The sequence below is a fragment of the Paenibacillus sp. JCM 9796 genome (assembly GCF_055379675.1).
The window spans coordinates 5576571-5602133 of record NZ_AP043723.1 but is presented as its reverse complement, the minus strand read 5'-3'; the positions used below and the strand labels follow the sequence as shown (position 1 = coordinate 5602133).

Genomic DNA, 25563 nt, shown 5'->3' with positions numbered 1-25563 from the left:
CAGGGGGATTGGCCGTTTTACTTAACGAATAGCAAGGAAATTTGCGGCAATAGCACAATAACCAGGTAAGCGGCGATCATGCATAGAACGAATGGAATAATGGCTCTATCCAGTTTGGCTATCGGCAAGCCGGATATACTGGAAGCGACGAATAAGTTGACGCCAACCGGAGGCGTCAGCATGCCGATCTCCGCGCCAATGACCATGATCATGCCAAAATGAACAGGATCGACGCCAAGAGGCTGCAAAACCGGCAATAAAATAGGAGCGAGAATAATAATGATGGTGACGGTTTCCATAAATGTGCCGACGATCAATAAAAACAGGGCAATGATGAGCAATAAAACGGTGGGGTTATTCGATAAGCCAATGATCCACTCGCCAAAAACATTCGAAATTTGATAAAGCGTGATGAGCTGTGCAAAGGCCGTGGCCGTACATATAATAATCAACACGGTACCCGCCGTAATTGAACTATGGATCAGGACTTGCGGAAGCTTCTTCCACGTCAGTTCCCGGTAGATCCACATGCCCACGATAAAGCTGTATACCACTGCGATGGCGGCAGATTCTGTCGGGGTAAAAATTCCGGTGTAAATCCCCCCCAATATGAGGACGGGCCCCAATAAACTCCACTTCGCCGACCAACCTGTACGGAGCACGTTCCGGAACGAAAATCCTTGATTAAGGGTACGTACACCTTCTTTCTTGGAAATCCAGCCGACAAGCGCGATTAAAAACACAATAATGACGAGGGCAGGTCCGAAGCCCGCCAGGAACATATCCTTAACGGATGTGTCTGTAGAAATGGCATATAAGATCATCGGAATGGAGGGGGGGATGATGATGCCTAACCCTCCGCCGGTTGCAGAAATGGAGGCGGCTGTCTCTTTCTTATATCCGGCGCTAGTCATGGCGGGTATCATAATCGCTCCGATCGCGGCTACAGTAGCCGGGCTGGATCCGGAGATCGCGGCAAATATGGAGCACGCCAGCACGGTAGCAACGCCCAGCCCGCTTCTAAGATGACCCGTAAAGCTTTGTACAAAATCAATGAGCCTTTGCGATATTCCTCCCGTTTCCATCAGGGCGCCTGACAATATAAACAAGGGAATGGCCAAGATAGGAAAGGAATCCAGAGACGTAAAAGACAATTGTCCCAAAAAGGTTAACGGCACGCCTCCCGCCCATAAGGAAAGAAGAACGGAAATCCCCAGGGCGAAGGCAATTGGAATCCCCAGGAGCAATGTAATGAACAGCGAAATTGCCAGTACCCAGACAGCCTCCATAACTATTCTCCTCCGGTTTGTTCTTTACGGGCAGCCGTTCGATAAATCCTTTGCATAATCCGAAGCGATAGGAGTGCATAACCGAATGGCACGAGGAAATAAACATACCCCATCTTGATCTGAAGGGAAGGCGAATGCTGATCGACAATCATGTTCTCTATGGCAACTTCGCAGCCGATTTTTATCATAACGATGGCAAACAGGAGCCAGATCGCATTCCGCAACAGATCGACTATACGATTCGCCGATTGGGGAAGCAGCGTCGTCAGCAGTTCGACTCGAAAATGCCGGTTGTACTTGACCCCTAAACTGGCCGAAAGATAGACTAACGCGACGAACAAATATCTGGCTAGCTCTTCGGTCCAATCGAGCGGAAGATTAAGGAAGTATCGGAATATGACTTGTAGAAACAACAGGACTGAAATGACGGATAGGAGGGAGGCGGCCCAAATCTCCTCAAAATAACGGTCAAGCTTACTTAGCCATTTCATATGGACACCCCTCGAAACTTGGATTTATCTGAATGGCTTGGCGGATCGAAGCTTCATTTCACTGCATCCATAATTTTCGGCAGCAAATCTTTACCGATTTTGTCTGCATACTTTTCATTAATGGACTGGACCGCTTTACGGAACCCATCCAACTCTTGCGGCGACAGCTCGGTGATCTTCATTCCATTGTCCTTCAACAGCTGCAAGGCAGCGGTTTCCCTTTCACGATTGATCTTGACCTGTTGTTCGGCTGCGGTCTCGGCCGCTTTACGGATTATCTGTTGGTCCGCTTTACTGAGCGAATCCATAAACTTCTTGCTGGCCATCAGCGGTGCGGGACTATAGGTGTGATTGGTCTTCGTTAAATATTTTTGCACCTCATAAAATTTGGTGGCCGCAATCTGTCCATACGGGTTCTCCTGGGCATCGACCGTTCCTTGCTGAAGAGCGGTAAAGAGCTCTGTGAAGGCCATCGGTGTCGGTTTCGCCCCCAATGCTTTCCACGTGTCGACGGTCAACGGATTCTCCGCTACCCGGACCTTAATATCCAGCAAATCTTTAACCGATTTAATTTCGTGCTTGTTGTTTGTCAAATTGCGGAATCCGAGCTCCATATAACTTAAACCGGCATAGCCCCTGGCCTCGCCGCTGTTCAGAATTTCCATGCCGACCGGGCCATGGAGAAAGCGGTCGACTTGTTGTTCGTCGGCAAATAAAAACGGCAAATCGTACGCCGTAAAGGCCGGGACAAAATTGCCTAATGCCGATGGAGAGATGATGGCGGCCTGAACCGTTCCGATCTGAAGCGCTTCAGCGAGCTCACGGTCGCCGCCCATTTGACCGCTGTGAAAAATTTTGACCTGAATACTATGATTGCTTTCCTGTTCCACCATTTCCTTGAACTTGACCAAGCCTTCATGCAAGGAATGCTGTGAATTCACTGATGTTGCAAGGTTCAATACTTTGGCTTCTTGCTTCGTCCCGCCGGTTTGCGGTATTTGGGAACTTTTGCCGCTGCAGCCGGAGAGGATTAAACCGAGTATGCCCAAAACGCTCATTGACCGAAACCACATGTTCATGTGGACTTCCCCCTTAGAAATGACTTTGGATTGAGAACTGCCGTGCCCGTCTTCGTAATACTCTAGAATCTTAGAGGCTAAAAAATCTGAGACTGGACAAAGCACCTATACCCCAAAATGTATTCGCTTACATTTGTGATTATGATAAATGCCATGCACTCAAAAAAGACAACATAACTAATATTATGTAACCTATATTTTTCGACGCTGGCTTGATTCAAGGAAATAAATGCTAGTACAATAGAACAAGTTCGATTCAGGAATGGGGAAAGGGTGGCTGCATGAAGCTTCTAACGGTTCAAGACGCAATAGCTAAAGTCAACGCCTGGTTCCATATTCCAGTCACACATGACGTGATCCATAGCGGTATTTACCGCAATTCGGAGCCTAACCAGACGCCCTATTATCGGGTTGAGCTGGAGTGGAATAAACAAGGCGAGCCTGCGCTGGACGACGACGGCTTGGTGAACAAGCAGACGATACGAGCCGAATTGGATGCCGTCTCAGGCCATATGATCGCATTTTACCGCCATGAGTTCAGGAAGAACGGCAAAGACCAGAAGGCAGAAATGGACAATGCCTTATATGCCGTCGTCTTTCCGTACGTTCTTCAATGGATCGGCAAGTTAGGCTTGCCCATTTCGGAATCGGAGCTGGAGTTAAAGAGGAAGCAGGTCATCGACGGCGATCTGTATGAGTTGGATTACGGCAGGCAGTACGCGGGCATTCCTGTGCGTAATTTTGGGACGTTCAACATCAAGCTGGATCAAGCGTTCGGTCTCGTTCATTTATTTTGCAGATGGGATGCTTGCATCTTCGACGATCGCGTAATACCGATAGCGCCGGATGCCTTCAAGCTGCAGTTTGATTCGAAGCAATTGATGCTGTACTATATGAAGATGCTTTCATCGGAACATCCTTACTATATGTGGAAAGAGGATACGTTCGTGGCCGTCTCGGGACGTCTGGTCAGCGCGGATCGAGGGGAGTTGACCGAAATGATAGATTTGCAGCCAACAAAGCCGCAGCGCCGTCAACCGGTCAAGTTTGTGCGTAAACCGATATTTTCCGCGGATCAGTATGAGGCTTTAAGGGTAAGCGATCATGTGACCGAGGTAGATCCTTGTGCGCCGCATCCTTTTTTTCCCGTACTGTCGGATGAAGAGGTGATCAAAGCCAAAGACATCGCCGTCTCCTATTTGCAGCAGCACATGAGCGAAGAAACGTGTCAGTACGCCTTTATTCGCAAGGAAGGACATGAAGTGGCAAGGAGCATGCAGGGAAATCGGCTTCAGGTTGAGATCCAACGCCTGTACAACGGAATACCTGTCATTGGGGGAGCCGTCCGTTTGTTTATAGATCGCGATAGTTGGGAGCTGAACCATGTCATGGACGGCCTGGAATTTTGGAAGATGGCCGCCAAATCTAACGTCCTTGCATATAAAGAACCCCGAATTGCAATGGAAGAAGCATGGAGTAAACTGAAAGGAAAAGTCGAATTGAACCTGCATTACAGATTGGAGGAGGGCGTTCCGGCAAACGAAACAAAACGCGCGATCTTGGTCTACACGCTGGATTGCGATTGGATTTGCAATGCCGTTACGGGAGAAGTGACGAAGCTGGCTCTTCCAAGCACTCCTTAAAATGATCACGGCGAGGGCCGTATCCGTTCTCCGGCAGCCTGCATACTATGCGGGCTGTTTGTGTTTTTCCAAGTTCTACATATTTCCATTCAAGCCAGGTCATACTATGGAAAGTCGATCGGTTCAAGCTTATCTTTATCTGGAGGAGGCAGGGCATTGTTCTTCTGGCAAAGATTTAAACATAGAAAACCGGCAAAAAACAATAGGGGAAGCCGCGGTACAAGTTCCCCGTCCGCAGTTTCTGATAAGCCGGAGCTCCAAATGAAGATTCAGACGGAACTGGAGGATACGATTCACTTGCTGGAATCGCTGCTTGGAGAGAACGAGGATCTCATCATGCGGCGTTTTCATATTTTCGGCGATCACCCGGCCATCCTGATGTATTTCTCCAATATGGCGGATCAAGCGGCAATCAACAGCGAGATTATGAAGTCTCTCATGTATGTGCCATCGCATCTGGAGGGTAAGGAAATTCAACCGGAACGCTTGAAGCATGTGCTGCTTTACGATTCGCTCCACCACAGCAAAGGAACCTTGGAGAGCAAGGTGTCCGTCATTGTTGACGGTGTGCTGCGCGGACAGACCGTTGTAGCCATACAGGGATTCGATGAGGCCATCTTGCTGGATACGGCTAGCGTGACGAAGCGGACGGTCAATCAACCCGAGACGGAGCAGGTCATCCGCGGACCGCGCGAAGGGTTCATTGAGCAGCTTGAAACGAACATCGCGCTTCTGCGTTACCGCTTGCCGACGCCGGACTTTCGTATAAAAATGACAAAAATCGGCCGGATTACGAAGTCACGGGTGGCGATTTGCTACCTTAAAGGAATCGCGAGCGACGCTCTCGTCCAGGAAGTTCAGAACCGGCTGGCCGTCATTGACATTGACGGCGTGCTGGATGTGGGCTATTTGGAGCAATTCATCGAGGATAATCATTATTCCCCGTTTCCTCAGGTGCAAAATACGGAGCGGCCCGATAAAGCGGTGGCCAATATGCTGGAGGGCCGCGTCATCATCATGGTGGACGGCTCGCCTTTTGCCTTAATAGCGCCGACGGTATTCAGCCAGTTTTACCAGACGACCGAGGACTACTCGGAGCGGTTTGTCATGGTCAGCTTCATTCGATTGGCCCGGTTGCTCGCGCTTGCTTTCTCTTTGATTACACCTTCTTTGTATGTCGCGATTATTTCCTACAACCCGGAGCTGATCCCAACGGAGTTCGCCGTTGCCGTGTCAGGCGGGCGTGCGGGCGTGCCTTTCCCTTCGGTGGTCGAGGTGCTCGTTATGGAGGCGTCGATGGAGGTGTTGAGGGAGGCGACTTTACGACTGCCTCAGCAAATCGGGGGGGCCTTGTCGATTGTCGGCGTTCTTGTCATCGGACAAGCGGCTGTCGCGGCCGGTTTTGTCAGCCCCATCACGGTCGTTACGATTGCGCTCACGACTATCGGCTCCTTCGCGACGCCCGCTTACAATGCGGCTTTGGCGCTTCGCCTGCTGCGGTTTCCGCTTGTGGTTTTGGCCGGGATGTTCGGTCTATACGGCGTTATGGTCGGATTAATACTCATTGCCAATCATATGCTTTCCCTCCGCTCGTTCGGCGTGCCTTACTTGAGCCCGATCGTGCCTGGCAATTTTGAAGGGATGAAGGACACGGCGATGAGGGCTCCGCTGTGGTCAATGAAAAAACGTCCTGCGCTCCTGCATCCGCCCAATCAGAATCGGCTCGGGGATGATGTCAAACAAAAGCTGGATCAACCTTATCACAATACGCTGGATCCGCTAAAAGTCGGGAACGAGAAATGGGGGGAAGCAGATGGAGTATCCACGCCAAGTGACCGTCATTCAAGCGACCGCGGTACTGATTAGCACCATCATCGGTGTTGGCGTACTGCCGCTTCCACTATTTGCGGCTCGTGCCGCCGACACCGGAGCGCCGCTCGTCACGCTGCTCGGTATTTTGCTAGCCTTCACAGGCTTGTGGACCGTGACGAAGCTCGGTATGCGCTTTCCGAATCAATCGATTATTCAATACAGTGAAGTCGTCTTGGGCAGATGGCCGGCATGGCTTGGCAGCATCCTGATCATCGGTTTTTTCTCGCTGCTTACGTCTTTGGCCGCACGCGAATTCGGGGAGGTGGTGATCACTTCCGTATTAAGGAAAACACCGCTTGAGGTTACGGTTATTGTCATGCTGCTGCTCGCGACGCTGTCGTCACGAAACAACCAGACGACCTTTACCTATATTCATCATTTTTATTTGCCGCTGATCGTGTTCCCTTGTATCCTGATCGTGGCGTTATCGCTCAAGAACGCGCAGCTTACCAATCTGCAGCCTCTTTGGGGCAACGAGCCCCACGGCATGCTGTCGGGCATGTTGACGATTGCGGGGTTGTTTCAAGGCTCCTTCATTCATACGATCGTTATTCCAGCCATGCGCCGTCCGGAGAAAGCGATGCAGGCGAGCGTCTGGGGCATGATCATTGCGGGGGGGCTGTATTTCAGTATCGTAACCGCAGCGGTCGGGGTGTTCGGTCCGGAAGAAACGAAGCTGTTGTTATGGCCGACGCTGGAGCTGGCCAAAACCACAGCGCTGCCCGGAAATATTCTTGAACGCTTGGACGCGGCCTTTCTTGCGGTTTGGGTAACCGCGGTTTTTACAACGCTGTTCTCCAGCTACTATTTAACCATCCGCGCGATTAGCAGGCTGTTCCGGCTGCGCGACCAGAAGATGCTCTCCTTATTTATATTGCCCTTCCTGTTTGTGCTGGCCATGATACCACAGAACATCTTGCATATGTACGAGATTATTGTAAGGGTCGGACAATTCGGATTGTTGATCACGATCGTCTATCCGATGTTCCTGCTGCTGGTCGCGGTAATCCGAAGGAAGAGGGGGAGATGCATGACCGTATGCCGACAGAGCAAAACGGCTAGCCTGCTGCTCGTCTTCCTGCTGACGATTCCGATGCTCACGGGCTGCTGGGATCGTCAGGAGATTGAGGAGCGGGCCGTCGTGCTTGGCATTGGCATTGATACTGCCGATCCGGAGGAGAAAAATGCGGACGAGGAAATATCTCACCTGAAAGGACAGATTCATGCTTCGGATACCGGTATGGTGAAGGTTACCGTCCAGATCGCCGTCCCCGGTCGAATACCGCTTGGACCTGGAGAAAGCGGGGGCGGGGGCGGAGGAAAAAGGACGGTTTGGGTCGTGGATGCCGTCGGGTTTACCATCGATGATGCCGTCAACGCTTTACAGCAGCGGGTCTCGCCGCCGTTGTTTTTCGGCCATCTTCGCATCATCGTCGTATCCGAAGCCGTGGCCAGACTCGGCATGCAGAACTTGAACGATTACTTTCGGCGTAATCCGGAAGTGCGCAGATTGAATTGGATGTTCATTTGCAAGCAAGAAGCTTCGGATATTATGTTTGCCTCGCCGCAGCTTGAACGTGTGCCTTCCCTTTATCTCATGACGACGATGGATCAAGCGGTCAAGATGGGACGGTTCCCTAACGATTTTCTAGGTGTTTTCTGGAATGCTTCTTCTTCCAAGGGGAGAGAGGGATTTTTGCCGTATGTGGAACTGAAGAAGGAACAAAATATACAGATTAGCGGCATGGCCTATTTCAGAGGGGAAAAATTAGTAGGCATCTCCAAACCTATCGAGGTTCCGCTATACATGGGAATCACGGGCCTCAGTCTGGCCGGCGGGCAATCGTTCGTGAGAGTGCCGGGCACCAGGGACTACTTCATGTATCAAGTCAGAAGCCGGAAATCAACGAAGAAAGTACGGATCTTAAACGGGAAGCCCGTCATGAACGTCACGATTTCCCTGGAAGGCAACCTGCTGAGTAAATCGAACGAATCGGTTCAGCTCAGCAATGACGTCATCCATGAAATTGAACAGCAGCTAGAATCGCAGCTGCTGACTGGCTATCAGCGATTCATCGCGGATACCCAGAAGAAAGGCTCCGACATCTTCGGATTCGGCGAATACGTGAGGGCCAAAAAACCGGCCTATTGGAACCAGCATGTGAAGACGAAGCAAGCCTGGCAAAACGTATACAAGGAACTTCAAGTCGAGGTCAAGGTCAACATCCATGTTCGCCGAATCGGGATGAAGGCTACCTAGCTGCGAGGGACTTTCGTACATCAAAATAAGGGGGAGGTACAATGGCTACGGGCCTTGCGATCGGCTATGAAAATTTTACGATTTTTTTGCTCCTGCTGTCGGGTTGGTTTATTCTGCAATTTGATGTGAAAGGATATGCGCAAGCGAAGATGTGGAAGGAACATAAAGTCGCGCAAATACTCGGATGGTTCAACCTTATTCTAGGCGTGGCCATTCTGGCAGGGCATTGGATATATGAGCGAGTAAAATGATGGATCAGCAGCTCCGACTACAGGGGCTGCCTTTTTTCGTAAGATGGAACCAGAACCGTCATTATGTGCAAATGGCATGAATACACATAGGAAAGCATGCAGCTTATCCGTCATTATCACGATGTTATTGAACATGGCACGAGGGGATGGAGGCCGGAAATGGAATACGCAGATCCAATCATTGCGATCTTGGGAATAGGTACTGCTGTGCCGGATTATCGCATCGAACAAGCCGAAGCTGCTCAAAGATTAGCTGAAGCATTGAAGGATAGGCCCGACTCTGCGCGCTGGGCAAAGCGAATATTCAAGCAATGCGGAGTGGAAACCCGTTACACTTGTGAACCTAACCTGCTGGAGTCCGCCTCCGATTGCCGTTATTTGCCGCGAACATCCAACAAAGATGTGCCGACGACCGAAGCGCGTATGGAAACCTATAAGCGACAGTCCGTTCCATTGGGACTCCAAGCTGCGAGACTGGCCCTCTCGGATGGAGACATGGACGCTTCGAATATTACCCATCTGATCACGGTCAGCTGCACCGGGCAATTCCTGCCGGGAATGGATACCGCATTAGTCCGCCAGCTGGGACTCGCTCCCACCGTGAACCGGATTGCGCTTCATTTTTTAGGCTGTGCGGCGGGCTTGAAGGCCGTTTGCCTATCCAGGCAAATTGTGGCCGGCCAGCCGTCCGCCAACGTATTAATTGTGTGTGTGGAGTTATGCACGCTGCATATTCAGCCTTCCAGCGAGCGGGAGCACCTATACGCCGCTTCGTTCTTTGGCGACGGAGCATCGGCTTGTATTGTCGGTACCGCCGGACCTCACCATAGATCGATCTTTCGGTTACATGAACCTCATTCCGTCCTGCTGCCGGACTCCTCCGAAGAAATGGTGTGGGAAGTAGGCGATTATGGCTTTGATCTTTATCTTTCCAGCAACATTCCCAAGCTGATAGGCCGTATGATACCGGCAGAAGTAGAGCGTTTTTTGAACGGAGAGATCAAGCCGGATTTATGGGCAATTCATCCCGGCGGCCGGGGGATTGTTGATACGCTGCAAGACAAGTTGGGGCTTACCCATGAGCAAACCCGCTCAAGCCGAACCGTACTTCGCGAGTATGGGAATGTGTCTTCGGCGACCATCTTGTTCGTGCTTAACGAGATGAGACGGGAGCTGCAAGTCCTCGGCTCCGGACCAGCGAACGGGATAGCCCTCGCCTTCGGTCCCGGCCTGACCGCGGAGATGATCAAGTTCGCTTATGTCCCGTCCGCCAGTATCCAGAAACAGCTTGCAGGCGGTGCCTATGTGTAAAGCGCTTCGTCAGCGGATCGAAGAGCCCGAATTGATGGATGACTTGTCTATGGGGGGGCCCGAGCTTCGCGAAGCCTTGCAGCATCTTCGCGTGCTGAACCGGATCTTCGCCGCCGCCGCGCCTACGCTGTACGGCGTGCGGCGATTATGGATGGAAGCGGGCCAACCGGACCGCTTATCCATCCTGGATATCGGGGCAGGGTCGGGGGATGTCAATAAGCATCTGCTGAGATGGGCGGATGCGAACCGGATCGATCTCAGCGTCACGTTGGTGGATATCACCGAAGAGGCTTGCGAAGAGGCAAGGCTCTTCTTTCATGACGAACCGCGGGTACGGGTCATCAGACGTGATTTGTTTGAGCTGCCGGAGGCAAGTGCGGATGTGACGACGGGGACGCAGTTTGTCCATCATTTTGCGGCAAGCGAGCTGCCCAAGGTTGTAGCAAGCATGTGTAAGGCATCCCGGCTGGGCGTTGTGATCAATGACATTCATCGGCACTGGCTCCCGTGGGCCGCGGTATGGCTTACGGCGCGATTGATTTCCAATAACCGGTATATTCGAAAAGACGGACCGTTGTCCGTAGCCAAAGGGTTTCGTGCGGCGGATTGGAAGGAACTTAAGCATGCGCTGGGCGTATCGGACATGTTCTATGCCTGGAGGCCGTTATTTCGGTATGTAGTCGTCATCGGAACAAGAAGAGCTCATTCCATCGACGGAGTTGAACAGGGATGAAGGATCGCATCCGGGATGTAGCGGTTGTTGGCGCGGGGATCGCCGGCAGCAGTTTGGCCAAAGCTTTAGCGGACAGAGGATGGGATACGGTATTAATCGACCGGCAGCGGTTTCCCCGGCATAAGGTTTGCGGCGAGTTTCTTTCCCCTGAATCCCGACAGATGTTGAACGCGTTTGGGTTGCGCAGCCACGTTGAAGCGCTTGACCCCAGCTTGATTAACCGGACACGCTTAATCTTCAACCAGGGGGATGCCATAGACATTCCTCTGCCCGGCACGGCTCTCGGGGTGAGCCGCCATTCGCTGGACCCGGCTCTCCATCACGCTGCGCTAGGCGCAGGCGTACAGGTGCAGACCGCCGCAGCGGTTAAATCCGTGTATCCCCATGACAGGGGATATTCGTTGGAGACGATACAGGCGGAGGGAAGTATCACCTACCAGGCTCGCGCGGTTATCGCTGCATGGGGTGCCAATCGGCAGGCGGGATTTCCGGGTTACCGCTCGGCCGGTTCAACCAAGCATTCATATATTGGCGTGAAATCCCATTATCGGGGGATCGACATGGAGCAGGTGGTCGAGCTCTATTTTTTCCCCGGAGGTTACCTGGGCATATCGCCCATTGAAGGCGGACTCGTCAACGTTGCGGCCCTGCTGAAACGGCAAGCTTCTCGCAGCGTCGACCCAACGATTGTGGGAATGATTGACGCCGCGGCCCGCGCCAACCCGAAGCTTTACTTAAAGCTGAAGCAAGCCGTTCCAGTCCCCGGTACGCAGGCGGCGGTTGCCCCGGTGAATCTAAACCGCAAGCCGGTTGCCTGGGATTTGATTCCCCATGTAGGCGACGCGGCAGTCATGCTCCCGCCGTTCTGTGGAGACGGCATGTCGATGGCGTTGCGTTCGGCCCGATTGTGTACGCCGCTTGCCGACCGCTATCTGCGCGGGGAAATTTCACTTTCCCGTTGGGAGCGGGAATACACGCAGTCCATTCATCGGGAATTCAAGCGTCCCCTACGGTGGGGACGTCGGCTTCAATGGCTGTTCGACGCACCCGTTCTGCCCCGGCTGCTGCCTGGCTTGGCGCAGCTTCTGCCTGAACTCGCGTCCGGGTTGGTCCGAGCGACCCGATTAAGAGAAACCGATACCTAGGCATCGCATCAGTTATCGGGAAATCCGCTGTCCAGTCGGACGTAAACCGAGCCATCAGCACAATTTGAGAACAACTGTGTCACGCTATGTAATGCGAAGACCCCTCGAAGGGTACTTCTGGCTTCGTTGTGGACTCAGGCATCGGAAAGGGAAGGGCAGAGGGCGTCAATCGGGGTACACAGGCTTCTTTCTCTTTAAAGCAGGAACATTTGTGCTGCGGCTAAGCGCACAAAGTTCCTGCTTAGTCATGTTGATTAAAGCTTGACCTTCGGCAGCTCCATGATCATTTCGGGGCTTTTTTCTTGCGGGTTTTGACTTGAGCTGCGGCTACGCCCAGTGGACCTGGGCCAATACCCGGGCTTGGGCAAAATTCATCTTTAACCGTAAACGTAAATACATGGTGAGGAACGGGGACGCAATGATGCCGGTTGACGATCTCGATGGGGTGGACGATTTCCACAACCTGCGGGTGGAAAAAATCTTGGAAAATCACTCTAGGCGGGTCAAAAATCTGACTAGCCGGACATTTCGGGCAATGCATAGTACATTCACCTCGTCGGATAAGTTTTCAATACATTACCTGTATATGTGGGACCTACTCCGCGCGCTTGTTCGTTTGTCCAGTATGTGCGGATTTTGTCTCGGTCTCTAAACTTGCCTATTTGATCAAATCGTGTTAGAACAGTTACAATACAGCTAATCGTTTGTACGAATACCGGTTAAGACTACGGTTTAAATAAACAGGAGGGGTCATCCATCATACAGCCTTTGAACCTACAACCTTTGAAGCTTAGCGTATTGGATCTGGTGCCCGTGTTCGGCGGGGCGGATGCCTCGTATGCCCTGGGACAAGCGCTTGAGCTTGCTCAAGCCGCAGAACGGCTCGGCTATACCCGTTACTGGGTCGCCGAGCATCATGACATGCCGGGGCTTGCGTGCACATCCCCGGAAGTGCTGCTGGCGCATATCGGAGCGCGGACGGAACGCATTCGTCTCGGTTCAGGGGCGCTGCTGCTGCCGCATTATAAACCGTTGAAAGTCGTCGAGTCGGTTCACATGCTCGCCAGCCTATACCCGGGGCGCGTGGATCTTGGCCTAGGCCGGGCGCCAGGCGGTTCGGCTCACGTGAGCATGGCGCTGAGCGGCAACTTTCTTGAGAATGTCCGGAAGCTGCCGGAATCGCTGCGCGGAATCACCGAGCTGCTGCAAGGGAACTACGAATGGGAAGGGGAGCCGGTCACCGCCCGGCCGACTCCGCCCGTAACGCCCGAGCCCTGGATGCTGGGAACGAACCGTAAGAGCGCGGCATACGCCGCCGAATTTGGAACGGGCTACGTGTTCGGCCAATTCATGAGCGATTTGGCCGGGGAGGATGTTTTGCCCGCTTACCGGGAAGCTTTCGTTCCTTCCCGCCTATGTCCCGAACCCCGCGCCATCGTTGCCTTAGGTGTCGTTTGTGCCGACACGGAGGACGAGGCGAAGCAGCTCGCGGGGGCGGGCGACGCCTTGTTCCCCAACGAGGGCGACACGCTGGAGCCGTCTCCGCTCGCAGACCGTAAGCTGCTGGTCGGGACGCCGAACGAGGTGAAGGCCCGGCTGGAGCAGTTGTCGCTGTTGTACGGTGTGGATGAATTCATCATCGTCACGATGATTCCGGATTACCGGAAGCGGCTTCGCTGTTATGAGCTGCTGGCCGAAGCCTTCTGGAACGCATAAACAAGTGCGTCAGCACCAATAAACGTAGTCGGACTGCTGCGGTACGGTCCGACTACGTTTGTTTGGCTTGCGCCCGCGAAATTAAAATAGCTTTCATCCTTTTGCCCAGTCATCTCGTTATATAAAATGATGAACCGGCCGTCATCAAAAAAATGAAAGCTATGAGGTTGATTACCGATGATTACGATTCGCAATCTTTCCAAACAATACAAGAATGGCGAATGGGCCCTTCAGCACATTAACCTGTCTATCGAAAACGGCATGTTCGGGCTTCTCGGGCCGAACGGCGCAGGCAAGACGACGCTCATGCGCATCCTGGCAACGCTGCTTCATCCGACGGAAGGGGACGTGCTTCTGCATGGAGTTCCGTTGACAGAACCGCATCGGGTCCGCGGCATGCTCGGCTATTTGCCGCAGTACTTTCAAGTGTATCCGCAGTTGACCGCCTTCGAATTTCTCGATTACGTCGGCGTCATGAAGGGGCTGGACGACAAGCGCAAACGGAAAGAAGAAATTGAGCATTTGCTGGAGAAGGTAAACTTGGCCAACAAGGGGAAGTCCAAGGTCAAAACGTTCTCCGGCGGTATGAAGCAGCGTCTTGGCATTGCTCAGGCGCTGCTCGGCAGCCCCAGAGTGCTTATTGTGGATGAACCGACTGCAGGGCTCGACCCGGAGGAACGCGTCCGCTTTCGCAACCTGCTCACCCAATTCAGCATAGACCGCACCGTCCTCTTATCTACGCATATTGTGGCCGATATCGAAACGAGCTGCCGGAAGCTTGCCGTATTGAATCGCGGGGAGGTCGCGTTAACCGGCTCCGTTCACGAATTGGGGGCCTATGCCGAAGGCTCGGTCTGGGAGTTGGAAGTATCTGAGCAGGAATTCGCCGCCTTCTCTCCGTCGCAGATCGTCTCGACAAGCCGTACGGAGCATGGGATCGTATGCCGGGTGGTATCTGCGTCATGTCCGGGCCTTTATGCCGCGGCGGTCAAGCCCACGCTTGAAGACGGATACCTGGCGCTGCTCGGAGGTGTGCGCCATGCGTAAATGGAGCCGCCAGCTTCAACTGGAATGCCGGCTGCTGTTCACGAACCGGTTGTTGTGGCCGCTGCCTCCGCTGTTCGGGCTTTGGTTCGCCTATACGCTGACCGCGATTGAGCCGGACGTCTCCCAAAATATATATCTCTATGCCTATGATTTTCACAAGCTGCAGCACACGCTTAGTTTGGGCATAGCCATGTTGATCGGCATGCTGCTGATCCGGAAGGATATGGTCAGGCCTTCCTACGAATGGAGCGCCGGGCTGCCGGTATCGAGTTCTGCATTCATTGCCGCTAAATATACGGCGGGGCTGCTTTATTTAAGCTTGTTCACCTTCGCCATGGCCGCGGTATATGCGGGGTTCGGGATCTTGGCCGAGCTGCCGGTTTCGGAGCTTCGAAGCCACTTAAGCTTCTTCGCGGTGCAGTATACGGTTTCCTACATGGTGACGCTGGCGCTGGCCATGCTGCTGGCCGTTCTTATACCGAATCGGGTTTGCTATATGATCGGCTTTTGCGCCTGGATATTCGGCACGTTTTTCCTGGATGTGTTTCTGATTTCCCGGCTCCGGCTGTATGACTTAAAAACGTTTCATCTCAGCCAATTCTTTACGAATTCCTTATGGGAGAACGACGTCTGGGGCCCGTACCTGCTCAGTGAGGAATTGTGGCTGTCCCGGAGATTTGTGCTCTGTTTTACATTATGGATGCTGGCGACGGTTGTCATGCTCATTCATAAAAAGCGGCCGAGCGGCGCTTACCGTTCATCCGTCACCGCGATGCTGCTCGCGCTGCTCGCTTCCGTCTTGGCTTTCGTTCCTTATGAAGCCATGTGGCAGGAACGCTTCTCCGCTTATGAGAAGAAGCTGCAGGATGCGCCTCCCGATTATGCGGACCGCACTTCGTACGGAGAATCCAGTTTTTCCGTGAGCAGCTACGAGTTGACGGTTCATCGGCACCCTGACGATCGTCTTGACGTAACGGCGGCGGTTCAGCTCGACGCTCCGCCACAAACGGACGGAACGTCCATGACGTTTACACTGAACCGGGACTTTGTATTGAAGAAGCTTTCGGTCAACGGCAAACCGGTTCCTGCGAAGCAAACAGGGGATCTCGTATCATTCGACCGGGCCGCGCTCGAAGACGGACCCGCTCGTCAAACCCTTTTATTCGAATATGAGGGCAAGCTCTTTAACTGGTACCCGGCATCCAGCTACCGCGAGGTGGTGAACGGATTTGTGCGGGGGGATCTTGTTTATTTGCCTTCACATCTTGCGTGGTATCCGATACCGGGCAAGCAGGTGCTCTACGTACAGGATACGCCGGGAACGTTTCGCGACCGTTATGAAGCTGGGCACGAGCTGCTGGCCGACTTTGACGTGAAACTTACAGGATTTACCGGGGAACTGTTCGGTACGATCCGCAAGCAGCCGGAACAGGGAGACTTCACGCAATCGTTCAAACAAGACAAAACGAACGGGGTGACGCTGTTTGCGGGTCATTTAACGGAGATCCGAATACCCGGCGAGACGATGGCGATCCTAACTTCTCCCGCTAATAAACACGAGGCGGAGAAATTTCTGAAAGCCTACTCGGATATTATGGCTTATTACGATTCCTGGCTGAGCAAGCCGCTTCCGAAGCCGGAAGCGATGCTGTATATGCCGCTTCATATGGTCGCTGCGCAGCAAGAACGCTCCATTCATAAGGCTGCGGGAAACCGGTTTGTATTCAGTGAATCGCTGCATACGAATTTAGACGCCTTTCAATTGGCTCAGATGGTTCATGTTTCGTTGTTCGGCGACCGCAATGCAGGGATAGGCTCTCCCGGGGAAGGCCCTGGCAGCTCGCTGGTCGGATCGATTCGCCGAGCATTTTATCAAGTATACCAGGCGGAACATCCGAAGAGACAAGAGGAAACGCCGCTTGGCGCCGGGCTGCTGTATCCGAGATTTCCGGTCGGAGCCGGGAGAGAGGCAGCCGGCGATCCGGTCGATCGTGCGGTGCAGAAAGCTATTCGCGAGGGACGGCTCGATCATGTGAAGCGGGTGCTGGACAATTACTACAGCAAAGGACTTTCGATTGAAGGGGAATGGGCCTACCGCTATCCGATCATACAAGCGAGCGATTGGGAGCAAGCCTGGAGCGGGGGCGCTAAGAATGAGTAAAATGATCTCTGATCTTAAAGGCTTGTACTCCCCGATGGCGGCGGTTCCCGCCCTGTACCTGCTGCTCCTCCATATTTCGATTTGGTTAGGCGATCCCGAGATTCCCAAAAATATGACAACCTACAACGAGATGGCGTTTTTGCCGCTCGTCCCGATGGTTTGCACCCTTTATTTTCAACGGGAGCTCGGGGGTACGCTCGAAATTTACGCTACGTTCCCCGTTTCCTTCCCTCGTATGATATGGCGCAAGCTGCTGCTCATTTCGGCGACACTGCTTGCCTTGCATGGAGGGATGGTCGGGTCGTATGTTTGCAGGTATGGGCAAATTCGTACTGAAATCTTCTCCTATGCAGGCGGCGGAAGCACGCGCGGGGAGGCCGGATGGTTGCAACTGCTGCTTCAAGCCTGGCCTGCTTATATGTCCATGACGGCGCTGTCTTTGCTGTTCATACTGGCGTTCAAAAAGTTGTACAGCGGCGCCGCGGCAGGGTTCGCCCTATGGCTGGCCGAGGTTCTTTCGGAAGGCAGGCTTCTGGGGCACGGCGCTTTGTTTACGCATCATATTCCCCCGGAGGCAACCTTTACTGCCAATCGGTGGATGCATGCCTCCGCGGCCATTGCGATCGTTGGCTTCACGATCATACTCGCTAACCGGAGAGAGCGGTGGATCGTGCACGATGAGCTGGAATAGAGAGGAGGGGCACGGCTTGGTTACAGACGAGCAGCTCGTTCGAAGGATGGCAGACGGCGACCAAGCTGCCTTCGAAGCATTCGTTCACCGATACCATGGTCCGTTGTTGTCTTATCTGGAACGGACTCTGCGAAATACGGATAAGGCGGAGGATCTGGTCCAAGAGACGTTCATCCGTCTGCTGCGGCAGCTTCGGCAAGGAAGCGTACCCGAACGGGTCCGATCCTGGATGTACAGGGTCGCCAAAAATTTGTGTGTGGACTATTGGCGCAGCCCGAGTTATCGCTCAACAAAAGAGCTGCAGCCGGATCTTCCGGACCCTGTGGACGTCCGTCCGTCGATTGTTGAAATTTACGAGCGTCAGGAAACCCGCAAGGAACTGCTTCAGTCGTTGGATCAGCTTACGGATATCCAGAAAGATATTGTATTGCTGCGTTTTTTTCAAGATCTCAAGCTTCAAGAGATCGCCGAGGTCGTGGATCAGCCGCTCGGTATCGTTAAATCACAATTGTACTATGCGCTTCGAAAGCTGAGAAAAAAGCTGGTCAACAGCCCAGCATTTATTACGGAAAGCGAGGGGACCGGAAATGGCGCGACCTAAAAAAACGCATCCGATCGACGATCTGGAATTAGATACATTGGAACGGGAGCTGAGGGAACCGCTGGCCGGTTATGTGGCGCGAGCTCCGCGGATGGAGGATACGGCGAGGCTCTTGGCCAAGCTGCAGCCTGAGTTTGAGCTGTTAAGGAAGAAACAGGATGCCTCGCAATGGGAAAACCCGGCGGTGTGGCACAAGCCGACGTTTTGGCGTCAATGCCTGCTGCAAGTGCAAACATTCGGTAAAGCGTTTTGGATCATCAGCCTTATCGCTTTCGTCCTGCTTACATTGAGCAGCAGTCTATGGAACCGTACGCCGGGTCTGGACTCCAATTTATACGGAAAGACCCTGCCGTTATTTTTCTTCGCTTCGCTGCTGTACGGCTACCGGACGTGGAATCCGAAGATGCGTATGGTGGAGAGTGTCACGCCTTTTCCACCGGCCCTATTGATGCTAATCCGGCTTCTGCTTATGATCGGAATGACGACACTGCTCGGCTTGATCGGTTCGGTGTACCTGGTCTTGAGCACGGATGCTTCCTTGTCTTTACTGTCGTTCATGCTCCGCTGGTTAAGCGAACTGCTGTTGATCGGAGGGCTTCTGGCTTACGTTGCCTTTCGGCGGGGGATAAAGCACGGCTTTGCCGCTGGCGTAGGCGCTTGGGCGATGCTTCTGGCGGGGGAACAATGGCTCCGCTTTAACGAATTCGTTCCCACAACGCTTACCTCCATCCTGGAGCTGCTCGGATTGGCCGCAGGCTGCCTGCTGCTCATGTACAGCTACCGGATTAGCGCTAAATTGTACCGGTATGAGATATAACCTGACGGAGAGGAGGAACAACGGATGATTCATATGACAAACGTTTGCGTACGCTACCCGGACTTTGACCTTGCGATCGATGACCTTACGCTGGAGAGCGGCATGACGGTCGTGGTCGGCCGCAACGGCTCGGGAAAAACGACCTTCCTGGAGCTTCTCTCCACCGGCATTGAACCGGATTCGGGTGAAATCAGGTATGGGGGGATGACCGTGAAGGAGCATCTTCCCCTCATCAGGCGGAATATCGGTTTTGCTCCATCCGAGATGGAGCTGTACGAGGACATGACGCCGCGGGGCTTTCTGCAATATATGGCCGGCTTGAAGGGCTTGGGAGATACGAGCGAGACGGGGGAATGGTTAAAGAAGCTTCACATCGAAGACATCTCCCGAAAGCCTATCGGGAGACTGTCCCAGGGGCAGAAGCAGTCCGTTGCTGTAGCGCAGGCTTGTCTTGGCCGTCCCCTCGCGCTGCTGCTCGATGAGCCTTCAGGCCACCTGGATAGTTTAGAGCGTAAATATTTAATGGCATTACTAACCCAATATGCGGCGGATCGGCTTGTTGTCGTCGTGACGCATGAGCTGGGGGAGTGGGATCAAAGGGCGGATCGGATTCTTTGGCTCGATTCAGGACGCGTTTGTTTTCACGGAACGCAGAAGGAGTGGACCGCAGGCTTGCCGCTGAACGTCTACTCCGGCATTATAGCTGCGGAGCAGCTGGCCGGGATTGAGGAACGAAATCTTGTCCGCTGCTCCATCCGGGAAGGAAAGGCGCATATTCGGATGATCGGGGAGCTCCCGCCGCCCGGATTTAAGCAGGAAAGACCGAGCCTTGAGGATGCGTATTTTATTCGGCGGTTGTCGCAGCCCTTCGTCAGTCACTGATTGACAGGTTTCCGGTACCTTGAAGTTTGAAATAAGACATAGTTTACATAATATATAATATGTAAACTATGTCTGTTCCCATCATTCCTATTTTCAATCGGAAAGGGGCTGGACCGGGTGACCCCGGCAGAAGCGGATGGATGGTCCGTTGGTTTACCGGATCGTGTCCACCGGCTCATCAATGCGCCAGCCCTTTCCTTCAACAAAGCGTAATTTTATTTCTTTAACCTCGGACGAATCTTCGATCGGCACAGAAAACCGGAAGGTCTTTACTCCGTTGCCTTCTTGAATGAATGTTGCCTGGGCGTTCTCCCATTCCATCCGGCTTCCGCCGTCAGCGTTAGGCTGAGCCAGTTTGCCTTCGATTTCCACAATGGACCCGTTCTCCGTTTGCTGTTTCCAGTAGGCCTGGGCTTGTTCAGGCGTATACAGAAGCTCGAGGTATTCGATATACTTAGTCTTTGTATCCAATTCAGTGCCCATCCACCGGTAATCATTCCCTTTGACGTCAAAGGAACCATCTTTATGATCGCCGCCTCCGCCGATCATCATTTGCCAGAAGTGATGCTGCGCATCCGCCGCTAAGCCTGCGGCATCCCGCTCGCTGATGTCGGCTTGTTTCCGCTGTAGCCGGCGATATTCCTCATTTTCAACAACTACAGTTTGATTGTCTTCGTCCCAAAATACGCGGGCTCCCAAGGCTTCCGCCAAGGCTCTTGCCGGGATCATGGTACTGCCGTCAATAATCTGTGGAGCGACCTCGGAATGAATGTCATTGCCGTTAACGACCAGCTTTACCACTTTGGGAGCGGCATACGAAATACCGGAAAATAGGACGGAACCTAAAACCATCCCGCTTACAAAAGACTTCCAACTCATTTTCATTTGTCAAGCACCGCCTCTAATATATTCATTTATTCTTCCTTATGACGCTGCACGAGCCAGATTAGTTACAACAAGCGGAAATTATTTCTAAAGGAGGCGAAAGTCATACTATATTCACAAATGAAAGGTGTTGACATACCTGATTCCATGTTATATTCTTTTATTGGAACAGTGTTCCATTGGAACGTCGTTCCAATAATTAAGTTGTCATGGCTTGATTTCGACGCTTGATTTCGACGTATACCATGTAAAGAGGGGCTGATGATTAAAAACAAGCATTTATGTAAGCGCTTTATCATCAATCAATCAGACGTGATCGTACCTGGCGGAAGGTTGAGCGAGTAGCGGCACTCGCCGATGTGTTAGGAAGGTGGTATATGGCAGGGTAGCATGCTTACATACCTTAGAGCCTTTAATCATGAAGGGAGAGAATTGTCATTTTGGAAGGGACTGAGCATCAACAGGTCAACTCTACCGTGGAGCGCGCCTTAATCCTCTTGGAATTGGTATCCGAGAAGGGCGAAGGAGTAGCTCTTGCGGAATTAGTGAAGGAGGTCGATTTACCTAAGACTACGATCTACAGACTCTTGGAAACTTTAAAAAACCGGAATTACGTTCAATTCGATCCGGATACTGAAAAATATTCGATCGGTTTGAAGACGCTGGAGATCGGAGTATTAGGACTGCATAAAATGCAAATCGTAGAAGTCGCCTCCCGACATTTGCGTGAATTATCAGAGATTACCGGGGAAACTTCTTTTCTTGCGACCTATAACAGCGGTGAAACCGTCTACCTTTATAAAATTGAGGGCTCAAGATCTATTAGTATAAGGGCTGAGCTAGGCATGAGGAGGCCTGTTCATTGCACGGCCGTAGGCAAAGCCATCCTGTCCACTTATTCAAGAGAAGAAGTGGATCGGATTATTCAAGAAAAAGGGATGACCCAATATACACCAAATACAATTGTGGATCTTGAACAATTTCATGAGGAATTAAGAAACATACGCATAGCAGGTTATGCCATGGACCGTGAAGAAATCGAAGTGGGCTTAACCTGTTATGCGGTACCCATCTATAACTACACCGGACGGTCGGTGGGGACGATTAGTCTGGGTGGTCCTGCTTCCCGCATGATAGAAAATAAGAACGAATTAACCCGCGAGTTAATGGAAGCGGGATTAAGAATTTCCCAGAGGCTGGGATTTGTTCCAAGTATCAGTTCCATATTGTAAATGCAGCGTATCGTAGCTTCATCCGTTAGACTGCCTGATGGATTCTCTGGAAATCATCTTGAAAGACTAACGGAACTGTCTTTCAATGCAAAATGCAACCGTTTACATGGAGAGGTGGATTGTACCTTGTTCTACCCATCTGAGCATGGCCGGCAGGTCATCAGGATCAGGAATTTAAATATAAGTTCTGAGGAGGCGATATTGTCATGACAGAAACGAAAACTGGATTGGGAGTCAGTTATAAACGTAAAGAGGACCCGAGATTGTTAACCGGTTATGGCCGTTTCACGGATGACATTGAAGTGAAAGGCATGCTTCACTTGGCGATCTTGAGAAGTCCCCATGCTCATGCTCATATTCGAAGCATCGATACCAGCCAAGCCCTAAAATTGCCCGGTGTCGTAGCGGTTCTGACGGGTGAAGAATCGCTGAAGTACACGGGGAAATTGGCGACGACGATCGATATCGCCAATAAAGTGCCGGAAGTGTATCCGATTGCCTACAAGAAGGTCCGCTTTGTTGGCGAGGCAGTCGCTGTAGTGGCGGCGGTTGACCGGTATATTGCGGAAGATGCGGTGGAGTTAATTCAAGTGGAATACGATCCTCTTCCTGCGGTCGTGACGATCGAAGACGCCTTGAAGCCTACTGCGCTTCTCTATGAAGAATGGGGCCATAATCTCCAACAGGATTGGAGAAGCACCATCGGCGACATTGAGGAAGCCTTCAAGAATTCGGCATACGTCTTTGAAGAGACCATCACTCACAGCCGTTATACCGGGACCCCGATCGAATCACGCGCATGTATTGCGGATTACAACCCCGGTTCCCAGAGAATGACCGTCACCTGTTCGACACAAGCTCCGCATCAGGTACGTACCTTGATCGCCCAAACGCTAAATATGCCTGAGCACAATATTCGAGTGATTGCGCCTGATGTGGGGGCGGGATATGGGACCAAATTACAGGCCGATGCCGAAATCATCGTTTGCATCATGGCGCGAATGCTGGGCAAGCCGTTGAAATGGACCGAAGACCGGGTGGAAAATTTGTTGTCCGGCATGCAATCGCGCGATTATTCTTGCACGCTGAAGATTGGTCTGGACAAGGATTATAAGATCACGGGTCTTCAAGCCAAACTGTATGCCAACATTGGGATTGACGGAACTTGCCATGGACCGGGTACGCCCGCCCTGCTGGTAGCCGGGTCGTATTTTCCGGGAGCCTATAAAATTCCTGTTTATGATTGCCAAGTTGTTGGAGTCGTGTCCAACAAAGGACCTTATGGCGCCCATCGCGGCTACGGCAAGGATATCGCGAGCTACCCTATGGAGCGCATGATGGATATTGTGGCCCAGCGTCTAAAGATTTCTCCGATCGAATTACGCAACCGCAATTTTATTACGAAGGATGAATACCCGTACCAGAATATTGCCGGCCCGATTTATGACAGCGGCGATTTCCATCAATTAATGAGTCTGGCTTTGGAGAAGGTCGGTTACGACCAACTGAAAGAACGGCAACAGGAACTGCGCAAGCAGGGCAGATATATAGGAATCGGAATTTCAGCCATGCTCGAGCCTTCTGGAGCAGCGGTTTTTAACGGGATCTTCAACGGTTTCCAGGCGGCTACGGTCCGTATGATGCCGGAGGGAGGTTTTCAAATCCTGACGAGTCATCAAAATATTGGACAGGGTGTTGAAACCACACTGCCGCAAGTCGTAGCGGACATCATGAATGTAGGCATTTATGATATTACGTTCTTGTACGGAGATACCGATGTCACTCCTTACGGATTGGGACCGTTCTCATCCCGCGGAGCAACGTTCACCGTATCGGCCGTACATGAAGCAGCCAAGCTGCTCCGGGATAAATTAATCAAAATTGCCGGCCATCTGCTCGGTATCGATCCGGCCGAGCTTGAAATGTACAACGGTTCTATTAGAAAAAGAGGAAGCAGCTCGCCGGAGGAATCCATCAGCCTCAAAGAGCTTGGAAATAAAATTCATCTGTGGCCGGGGCCATACGGGACGATTCCCGAAGGTTTGGACGTGAATTTGGAATGCACGTACACATGGACGAGTCCAGTGGTCAAATGGGAACCGGACGAGTACGGCCGGGTCAATCTGTATACGACCCATCCGACCGGAGTGTTCATTGCGGTCGTTGAAGTGGATATTCAGACGGGGCAAATTCAAATCGAAAAATTTGTAGTTTCCCACGACTGCGGAACCATTATCAACCCCATGATCATCGACGGACAAATTGCCGGCGGGATCGCTCACGGAATCGGGGGCGCCTTAATGGAGGATTTGGAATATGATGCAAACGGTTCATTACTCAATCTTGATTTCCAAACCTATTTGTGTCCGACAGCCATGGAAGTGCCGGATATCAAATCCCATCATATTCAATGTCCTTCTCCATTTACTCCGCTAGGCACGAAGGGGATGGGGGAAGGCGGGGCCATCCCGTCGCCTGCCGCCGTCGCCAATGCGGTGGAGGACGCGCTGGAACCATTCGGGGTAAGAGTGAAAGATTTGCCGCTTTCGCCTGAGAAAATTGTGCAATGGATTAAACAAAGTGAGAGATACGCTTATGTCAACTCCTGATTGGAAAATATACCCTTTGCTTGTCGGAGAAGCCGATGTGCCTCAAGTTCTGGACGCGTTCTGGTCGCTGTCCCGCGAAAAATCGCTTATAAGCGTTCCGATTGCGGCATGGCTGTTAGTACCGCTGCACGGAGGAGAACCCATTCTGGTCGATACCGGGTTTCGGGACGCGGAACGTTGTGTGCAATTACAAGGACTGGGGCCGCATCGATCCAAGCCTGAATGGACGCTGCAGGCGCAGCTGTCCAAGTACGGCTTCGGTTTGGAGGATATCCAAACGGTCATTCTCACACACCTCCACTACGATCACGCGGGGGGATGCGGGCTGCTGCCCCGCGCCAAATTCATTATTCAGCGGACGGAATTGCAGGCGGCGGCAGCGCCCCTGGTTTCTCCCGAGCTCGAATTCGGCGGCGGCGCCCTCTTCTACGATCGTAAAGACATTGCAGAATTAATTGATCCGTTATGGTCCAGAGTCCGCTTGATCGAGGGGGATGAAGAAATTGCTCCGGGCGTCAAATGCGTATTATTCGCCAATACGCACACCCCTGGAAGTCAAGCCGTCTACGTCCAAACTTCTGCGGGTAACGCCGTTATTTTGGGGGATATCGCCCGAAAAGTGGAGCAAAACGTCAACAAGGCGATTCCGCCGGGCCTGTATTACGATTTGGAAGCCACATACCGGGCGATGAAGAAGATCAAGAGGGATGCTGATTTTATTCTTCCTTCCCATGACTACGAAGAGTTTTTGAAGTATGCGGAAGGAGTCCCTGTTGGAGACAAGCATTAAGAAGAAACGGCGAAGCCGGCTTTAGCCAATTTCTAGAATTCTTATCCGGGAAGGACAG

At 52.3% G+C, this 25563-nt stretch carries 22 protein-coding genes; 17 read left to right on the top strand and 5 right to left on the bottom strand.

The genetic code is table 11. The annotated features are described in order from the left end of the window. Window positions 1–17: 17 nt before the first annotated feature. Genes ACZ439_RS26780 through dctP form a run of 3 tightly spaced genes read right to left on the bottom strand, consistent with a single transcriptional unit; the run spans window position 18 to window position 2859 of the window. Window positions 18–1289, bottom strand: a complete 1272-nt coding sequence (locus ACZ439_RS26780; RefSeq protein ID WP_155614013.1) for a TRAP transporter large permease — start codon at window positions 1287–1289, stop codon at window positions 18–20. Between the two features lie 2 nt (window positions 1290–1291). Continuing rightward, window positions 1292–1780, bottom strand: coding sequence for a TRAP transporter small permease (locus tag ACZ439_RS26775; protein ID WP_054795459.1), 489 nt, complete (start codon window positions 1778–1780; stop codon window positions 1292–1294). A gap of 53 nt (window positions 1781–1833) precedes the next feature. Continuing rightward, window positions 1834–2859 carry a TRAP transporter substrate-binding protein DctP gene (dctP, locus tag ACZ439_RS26770; RefSeq protein ID WP_127605916.1) on the bottom strand — a complete coding sequence of 342 codons (1026 nt, stop codon included), beginning with the start codon at window positions 2857–2859 and terminating at the stop codon, window positions 1834–1836. A 281-nt stretch (window positions 2860–3140) separates the two neighbouring features. On the opposite strand from dctP, the gene ACZ439_RS26765 reads away from it, so the two are divergent. The 7 genes from ACZ439_RS26765 (at window position 3141) to ACZ439_RS26735 (ending at window position 12074) form a co-directional block, all read left to right on the top strand. Next, complete coding sequence (locus ACZ439_RS26765) at window positions 3141–4502, top strand: hypothetical protein (protein ID WP_464620443.1); 1362 nt, start codon at window positions 3141–3143, stop codon at window positions 4500–4502. 261 nt (window positions 4503–4763) lie between these two features. Then, a complete protein-coding gene (locus ACZ439_RS26760) occupies window positions 4764–6368 on the top strand; it encodes a spore germination protein (protein ID WP_464620442.1) in 1605 nt (534 codons plus the stop codon). Then, window positions 6316–8634, top strand: coding sequence for a Ger(x)C family spore germination protein (locus tag ACZ439_RS26755; protein ID WP_464620441.1), 2319 nt, complete (start codon window positions 6316–6318; stop codon window positions 8632–8634). Before ACZ439_RS26760 ends, ACZ439_RS26755 begins: the two co-directional genes overlap by 53 nt. 41 nt (window positions 8635–8675) lie before the next feature. Then, the gene (locus tag ACZ439_RS26750; RefSeq protein ID WP_054798949.1) at window positions 8676–8885 is read left to right on the top strand and encodes a CLC_0170 family protein; all 210 of its coding nucleotides are present in this window, start codon (window positions 8676–8678) and stop codon (window positions 8883–8885) included. A gap of 159 nt (window positions 8886–9044) precedes the next feature. Beyond that, entirely contained in the window at window positions 9045–10196 is a 1152-nt protein-coding gene (locus ACZ439_RS26745) for a type III polyketide synthase (protein ID WP_464620440.1), read from the top strand. Next, window positions 10189–10929 (top strand): methyltransferase domain-containing protein, encoded by a 741-nt coding sequence (locus tag ACZ439_RS26740; RefSeq protein ID WP_054798950.1) that lies wholly within the window; start codon window positions 10189–10191, stop codon window positions 10927–10929. The genes ACZ439_RS26745 and ACZ439_RS26740 overlap by 8 nt, the downstream gene beginning before the upstream one ends. Further along, window positions 10926–12074 (top strand): NAD(P)/FAD-dependent oxidoreductase, encoded by a 1149-nt coding sequence (locus ACZ439_RS26735; protein WP_464620439.1) that lies wholly within the window; start codon window positions 10926–10928, stop codon window positions 12072–12074. The genes ACZ439_RS26740 and ACZ439_RS26735 overlap by 4 nt, the downstream gene beginning before the upstream one ends. Before the next feature lie 283 nt (window positions 12075–12357). Here the strand turns inward: ACZ439_RS26735 and ACZ439_RS26730 are convergent, their stop codons facing one another. Continuing rightward, a complete protein-coding gene (locus ACZ439_RS26730; RefSeq protein WP_127605932.1) occupies window positions 12358–12615 on the bottom strand; it encodes a hypothetical protein in 258 nt (85 codons plus the stop codon). 242 nt (window positions 12616–12857) lie between these two features. Here ACZ439_RS26730 and ACZ439_RS26725 point away from each other — a divergent pair, with 242 nt between their 5' ends. The 7 genes from ACZ439_RS26725 (at window position 12858) to ACZ439_RS26695 (ending at window position 19989) form a co-directional block, all read left to right on the top strand. After that, entirely contained in the window at window positions 12858–13790 is a 933-nt protein-coding gene (locus ACZ439_RS26725) for an LLM class flavin-dependent oxidoreductase (protein ID WP_464620438.1), read from the top strand. A gap of 177 nt (window positions 13791–13967) precedes the next feature. Then, window positions 13968–14837, top strand: a complete 870-nt coding sequence (locus ACZ439_RS26720; protein WP_054795464.1) for an ABC transporter ATP-binding protein — start codon at window positions 13968–13970, stop codon at window positions 14835–14837. Then, window positions 14830–16998 carry a hypothetical protein gene (locus ACZ439_RS26715; protein ID WP_464620437.1) on the top strand — a complete coding sequence of 723 codons (2169 nt, stop codon included), beginning with the start codon at window positions 14830–14832 and terminating at the stop codon, window positions 16996–16998. Before ACZ439_RS26720 ends, ACZ439_RS26715 begins: the two co-directional genes overlap by 8 nt. Further along, window positions 16991–17689 (top strand): hypothetical protein, encoded by a 699-nt coding sequence (locus tag ACZ439_RS26710; protein ID WP_464620436.1) that lies wholly within the window; start codon window positions 16991–16993, stop codon window positions 17687–17689. The genes ACZ439_RS26715 and ACZ439_RS26710 overlap by 8 nt, the downstream gene beginning before the upstream one ends. After that, window positions 17676–18290, top strand: a complete 615-nt coding sequence (locus tag ACZ439_RS26705) for an RNA polymerase sigma factor (protein WP_258313421.1) — start codon at window positions 17676–17678, stop codon at window positions 18288–18290. Before ACZ439_RS26710 ends, ACZ439_RS26705 begins: the two co-directional genes overlap by 14 nt. Next, complete coding sequence (locus ACZ439_RS26700; RefSeq protein WP_201318643.1) at window positions 18277–19107, top strand: hypothetical protein; 831 nt, start codon at window positions 18277–18279, stop codon at window positions 19105–19107. Before ACZ439_RS26705 ends, ACZ439_RS26700 begins: the two co-directional genes overlap by 14 nt. Before the next feature lie 24 nt (window positions 19108–19131). After that, window positions 19132–19989, top strand: coding sequence for an ATP-binding cassette domain-containing protein (locus ACZ439_RS26695; RefSeq protein WP_464620435.1), 858 nt, complete (start codon window positions 19132–19134; stop codon window positions 19987–19989). 153 nt (window positions 19990–20142) lie between these two features. Here ACZ439_RS26695 and ACZ439_RS26690 read toward each other — a convergent pair whose 3' ends face one another. After that, window positions 20143–20874: a DL-endopeptidase inhibitor IseA family protein gene (locus tag ACZ439_RS26690; protein WP_464620434.1), complete on the bottom strand. Its 732-nt coding sequence runs from the start codon at window positions 20872–20874 to the stop codon at window positions 20143–20145. A gap of 440 nt (window positions 20875–21314) precedes the next feature. Here ACZ439_RS26690 and ACZ439_RS26685 point away from each other — a divergent pair, with 440 nt between their 5' ends. The 3 genes from ACZ439_RS26685 (at window position 21315) to ACZ439_RS26675 (ending at window position 25505) form a co-directional block, all read left to right on the top strand. After that, entirely contained in the window at window positions 21315–22106 is a 792-nt protein-coding gene (locus ACZ439_RS26685) for an IclR family transcriptional regulator (protein WP_372812852.1), read from the top strand. 206 nt (window positions 22107–22312) lie between these two features. Next, window positions 22313–24715, top strand: coding sequence for a xanthine dehydrogenase family protein molybdopterin-binding subunit (locus ACZ439_RS26680; RefSeq protein WP_464620433.1), 2403 nt, complete (start codon window positions 22313–22315; stop codon window positions 24713–24715). Then, complete coding sequence (locus ACZ439_RS26675) at window positions 24702–25505, top strand: N-acyl homoserine lactonase family protein (protein ID WP_054795478.1); 804 nt, start codon at window positions 24702–24704, stop codon at window positions 25503–25505. Before ACZ439_RS26680 ends, ACZ439_RS26675 begins: the two co-directional genes overlap by 14 nt. Window positions 25506–25563 lie beyond the last annotated feature (58 nt).

Bases quoted from the DNA above. Each gene is read 5' to 3' on its own strand.
- ACZ439_RS26780 (WP_155614013.1), bottom strand. From the start codon at position 1,289: ATGGAGGCTGTCTGGGTACTGGCAATTTCGCTGTTCATTACATTGCTC.
- ACZ439_RS26775 (WP_054795459.1), bottom strand. From the start codon at position 1,780: ATGAAATGGCTAAGTAAGCTTGACCGTTATTTTGAGGAGATTTGGGCC.
- dctP (WP_127605916.1), bottom strand. From the start codon at position 2,859: ATGAACATGTGGTTTCGGTCAATGAGCGTTTTGGGCATACTCGGTTTA.
- ACZ439_RS26765 (WP_464620443.1), top strand. From the start codon at position 3,141: ATGAAGCTTCTAACGGTTCAAGACGCAATAGCTAAAGTCAACGCCTGG.
- ACZ439_RS26760 (WP_464620442.1), top strand. From the start codon at position 4,764: ATGAAGATTCAGACGGAACTGGAGGATACGATTCACTTGCTGGAATCG.
- ACZ439_RS26755 (WP_464620441.1), top strand. From the start codon at position 6,316: ATGGAGTATCCACGCCAAGTGACCGTCATTCAAGCGACCGCGGTACTG.
- ACZ439_RS26750 (WP_054798949.1), top strand. From the start codon at position 8,676: ATGGCTACGGGCCTTGCGATCGGCTATGAAAATTTTACGATTTTTTTG.
- ACZ439_RS26745 (WP_464620440.1), top strand. From the start codon at position 9,045: ATGGAATACGCAGATCCAATCATTGCGATCTTGGGAATAGGTACTGCT.
- ACZ439_RS26740 (WP_054798950.1), top strand. From the start codon at position 10,189: ATGTGTAAAGCGCTTCGTCAGCGGATCGAAGAGCCCGAATTGATGGAT.
- ACZ439_RS26735 (WP_464620439.1), top strand. From the start codon at position 10,926: ATGAAGGATCGCATCCGGGATGTAGCGGTTGTTGGCGCGGGGATCGCC.
- ACZ439_RS26730 (WP_127605932.1), bottom strand. From the start codon at position 12,615: ATGCATTGCCCGAAATGTCCGGCTAGTCAGATTTTTGACCCGCCTAGA.
- ACZ439_RS26720 (WP_054795464.1), top strand. From the start codon at position 13,968: ATGATTACGATTCGCAATCTTTCCAAACAATACAAGAATGGCGAATGG.
- ACZ439_RS26715 (WP_464620437.1), top strand. From the start codon at position 14,830: ATGCGTAAATGGAGCCGCCAGCTTCAACTGGAATGCCGGCTGCTGTTC.
- ACZ439_RS26710 (WP_464620436.1), top strand. From the start codon at position 16,991: ATGAGTAAAATGATCTCTGATCTTAAAGGCTTGTACTCCCCGATGGCG.
- ACZ439_RS26705 (WP_258313421.1), top strand. From the start codon at position 17,676: ATGAGCTGGAATAGAGAGGAGGGGCACGGCTTGGTTACAGACGAGCAG.
- ACZ439_RS26700 (WP_201318643.1), top strand. From the start codon at position 18,277: ATGGCGCGACCTAAAAAAACGCATCCGATCGACGATCTGGAATTAGAT.
- ACZ439_RS26695 (WP_464620435.1), top strand. From the start codon at position 19,132: ATGATTCATATGACAAACGTTTGCGTACGCTACCCGGACTTTGACCTT.
- ACZ439_RS26690 (WP_464620434.1), bottom strand. From the start codon at position 20,874: ATGAAAATGAGTTGGAAGTCTTTTGTAAGCGGGATGGTTTTAGGTTCC.
- ACZ439_RS26680 (WP_464620433.1), top strand. From the start codon at position 22,313: ATGACAGAAACGAAAACTGGATTGGGAGTCAGTTATAAACGTAAAGAG.
- ACZ439_RS26675 (WP_054795478.1), top strand. From the start codon at position 24,702: ATGTCAACTCCTGATTGGAAAATATACCCTTTGCTTGTCGGAGAAGCC.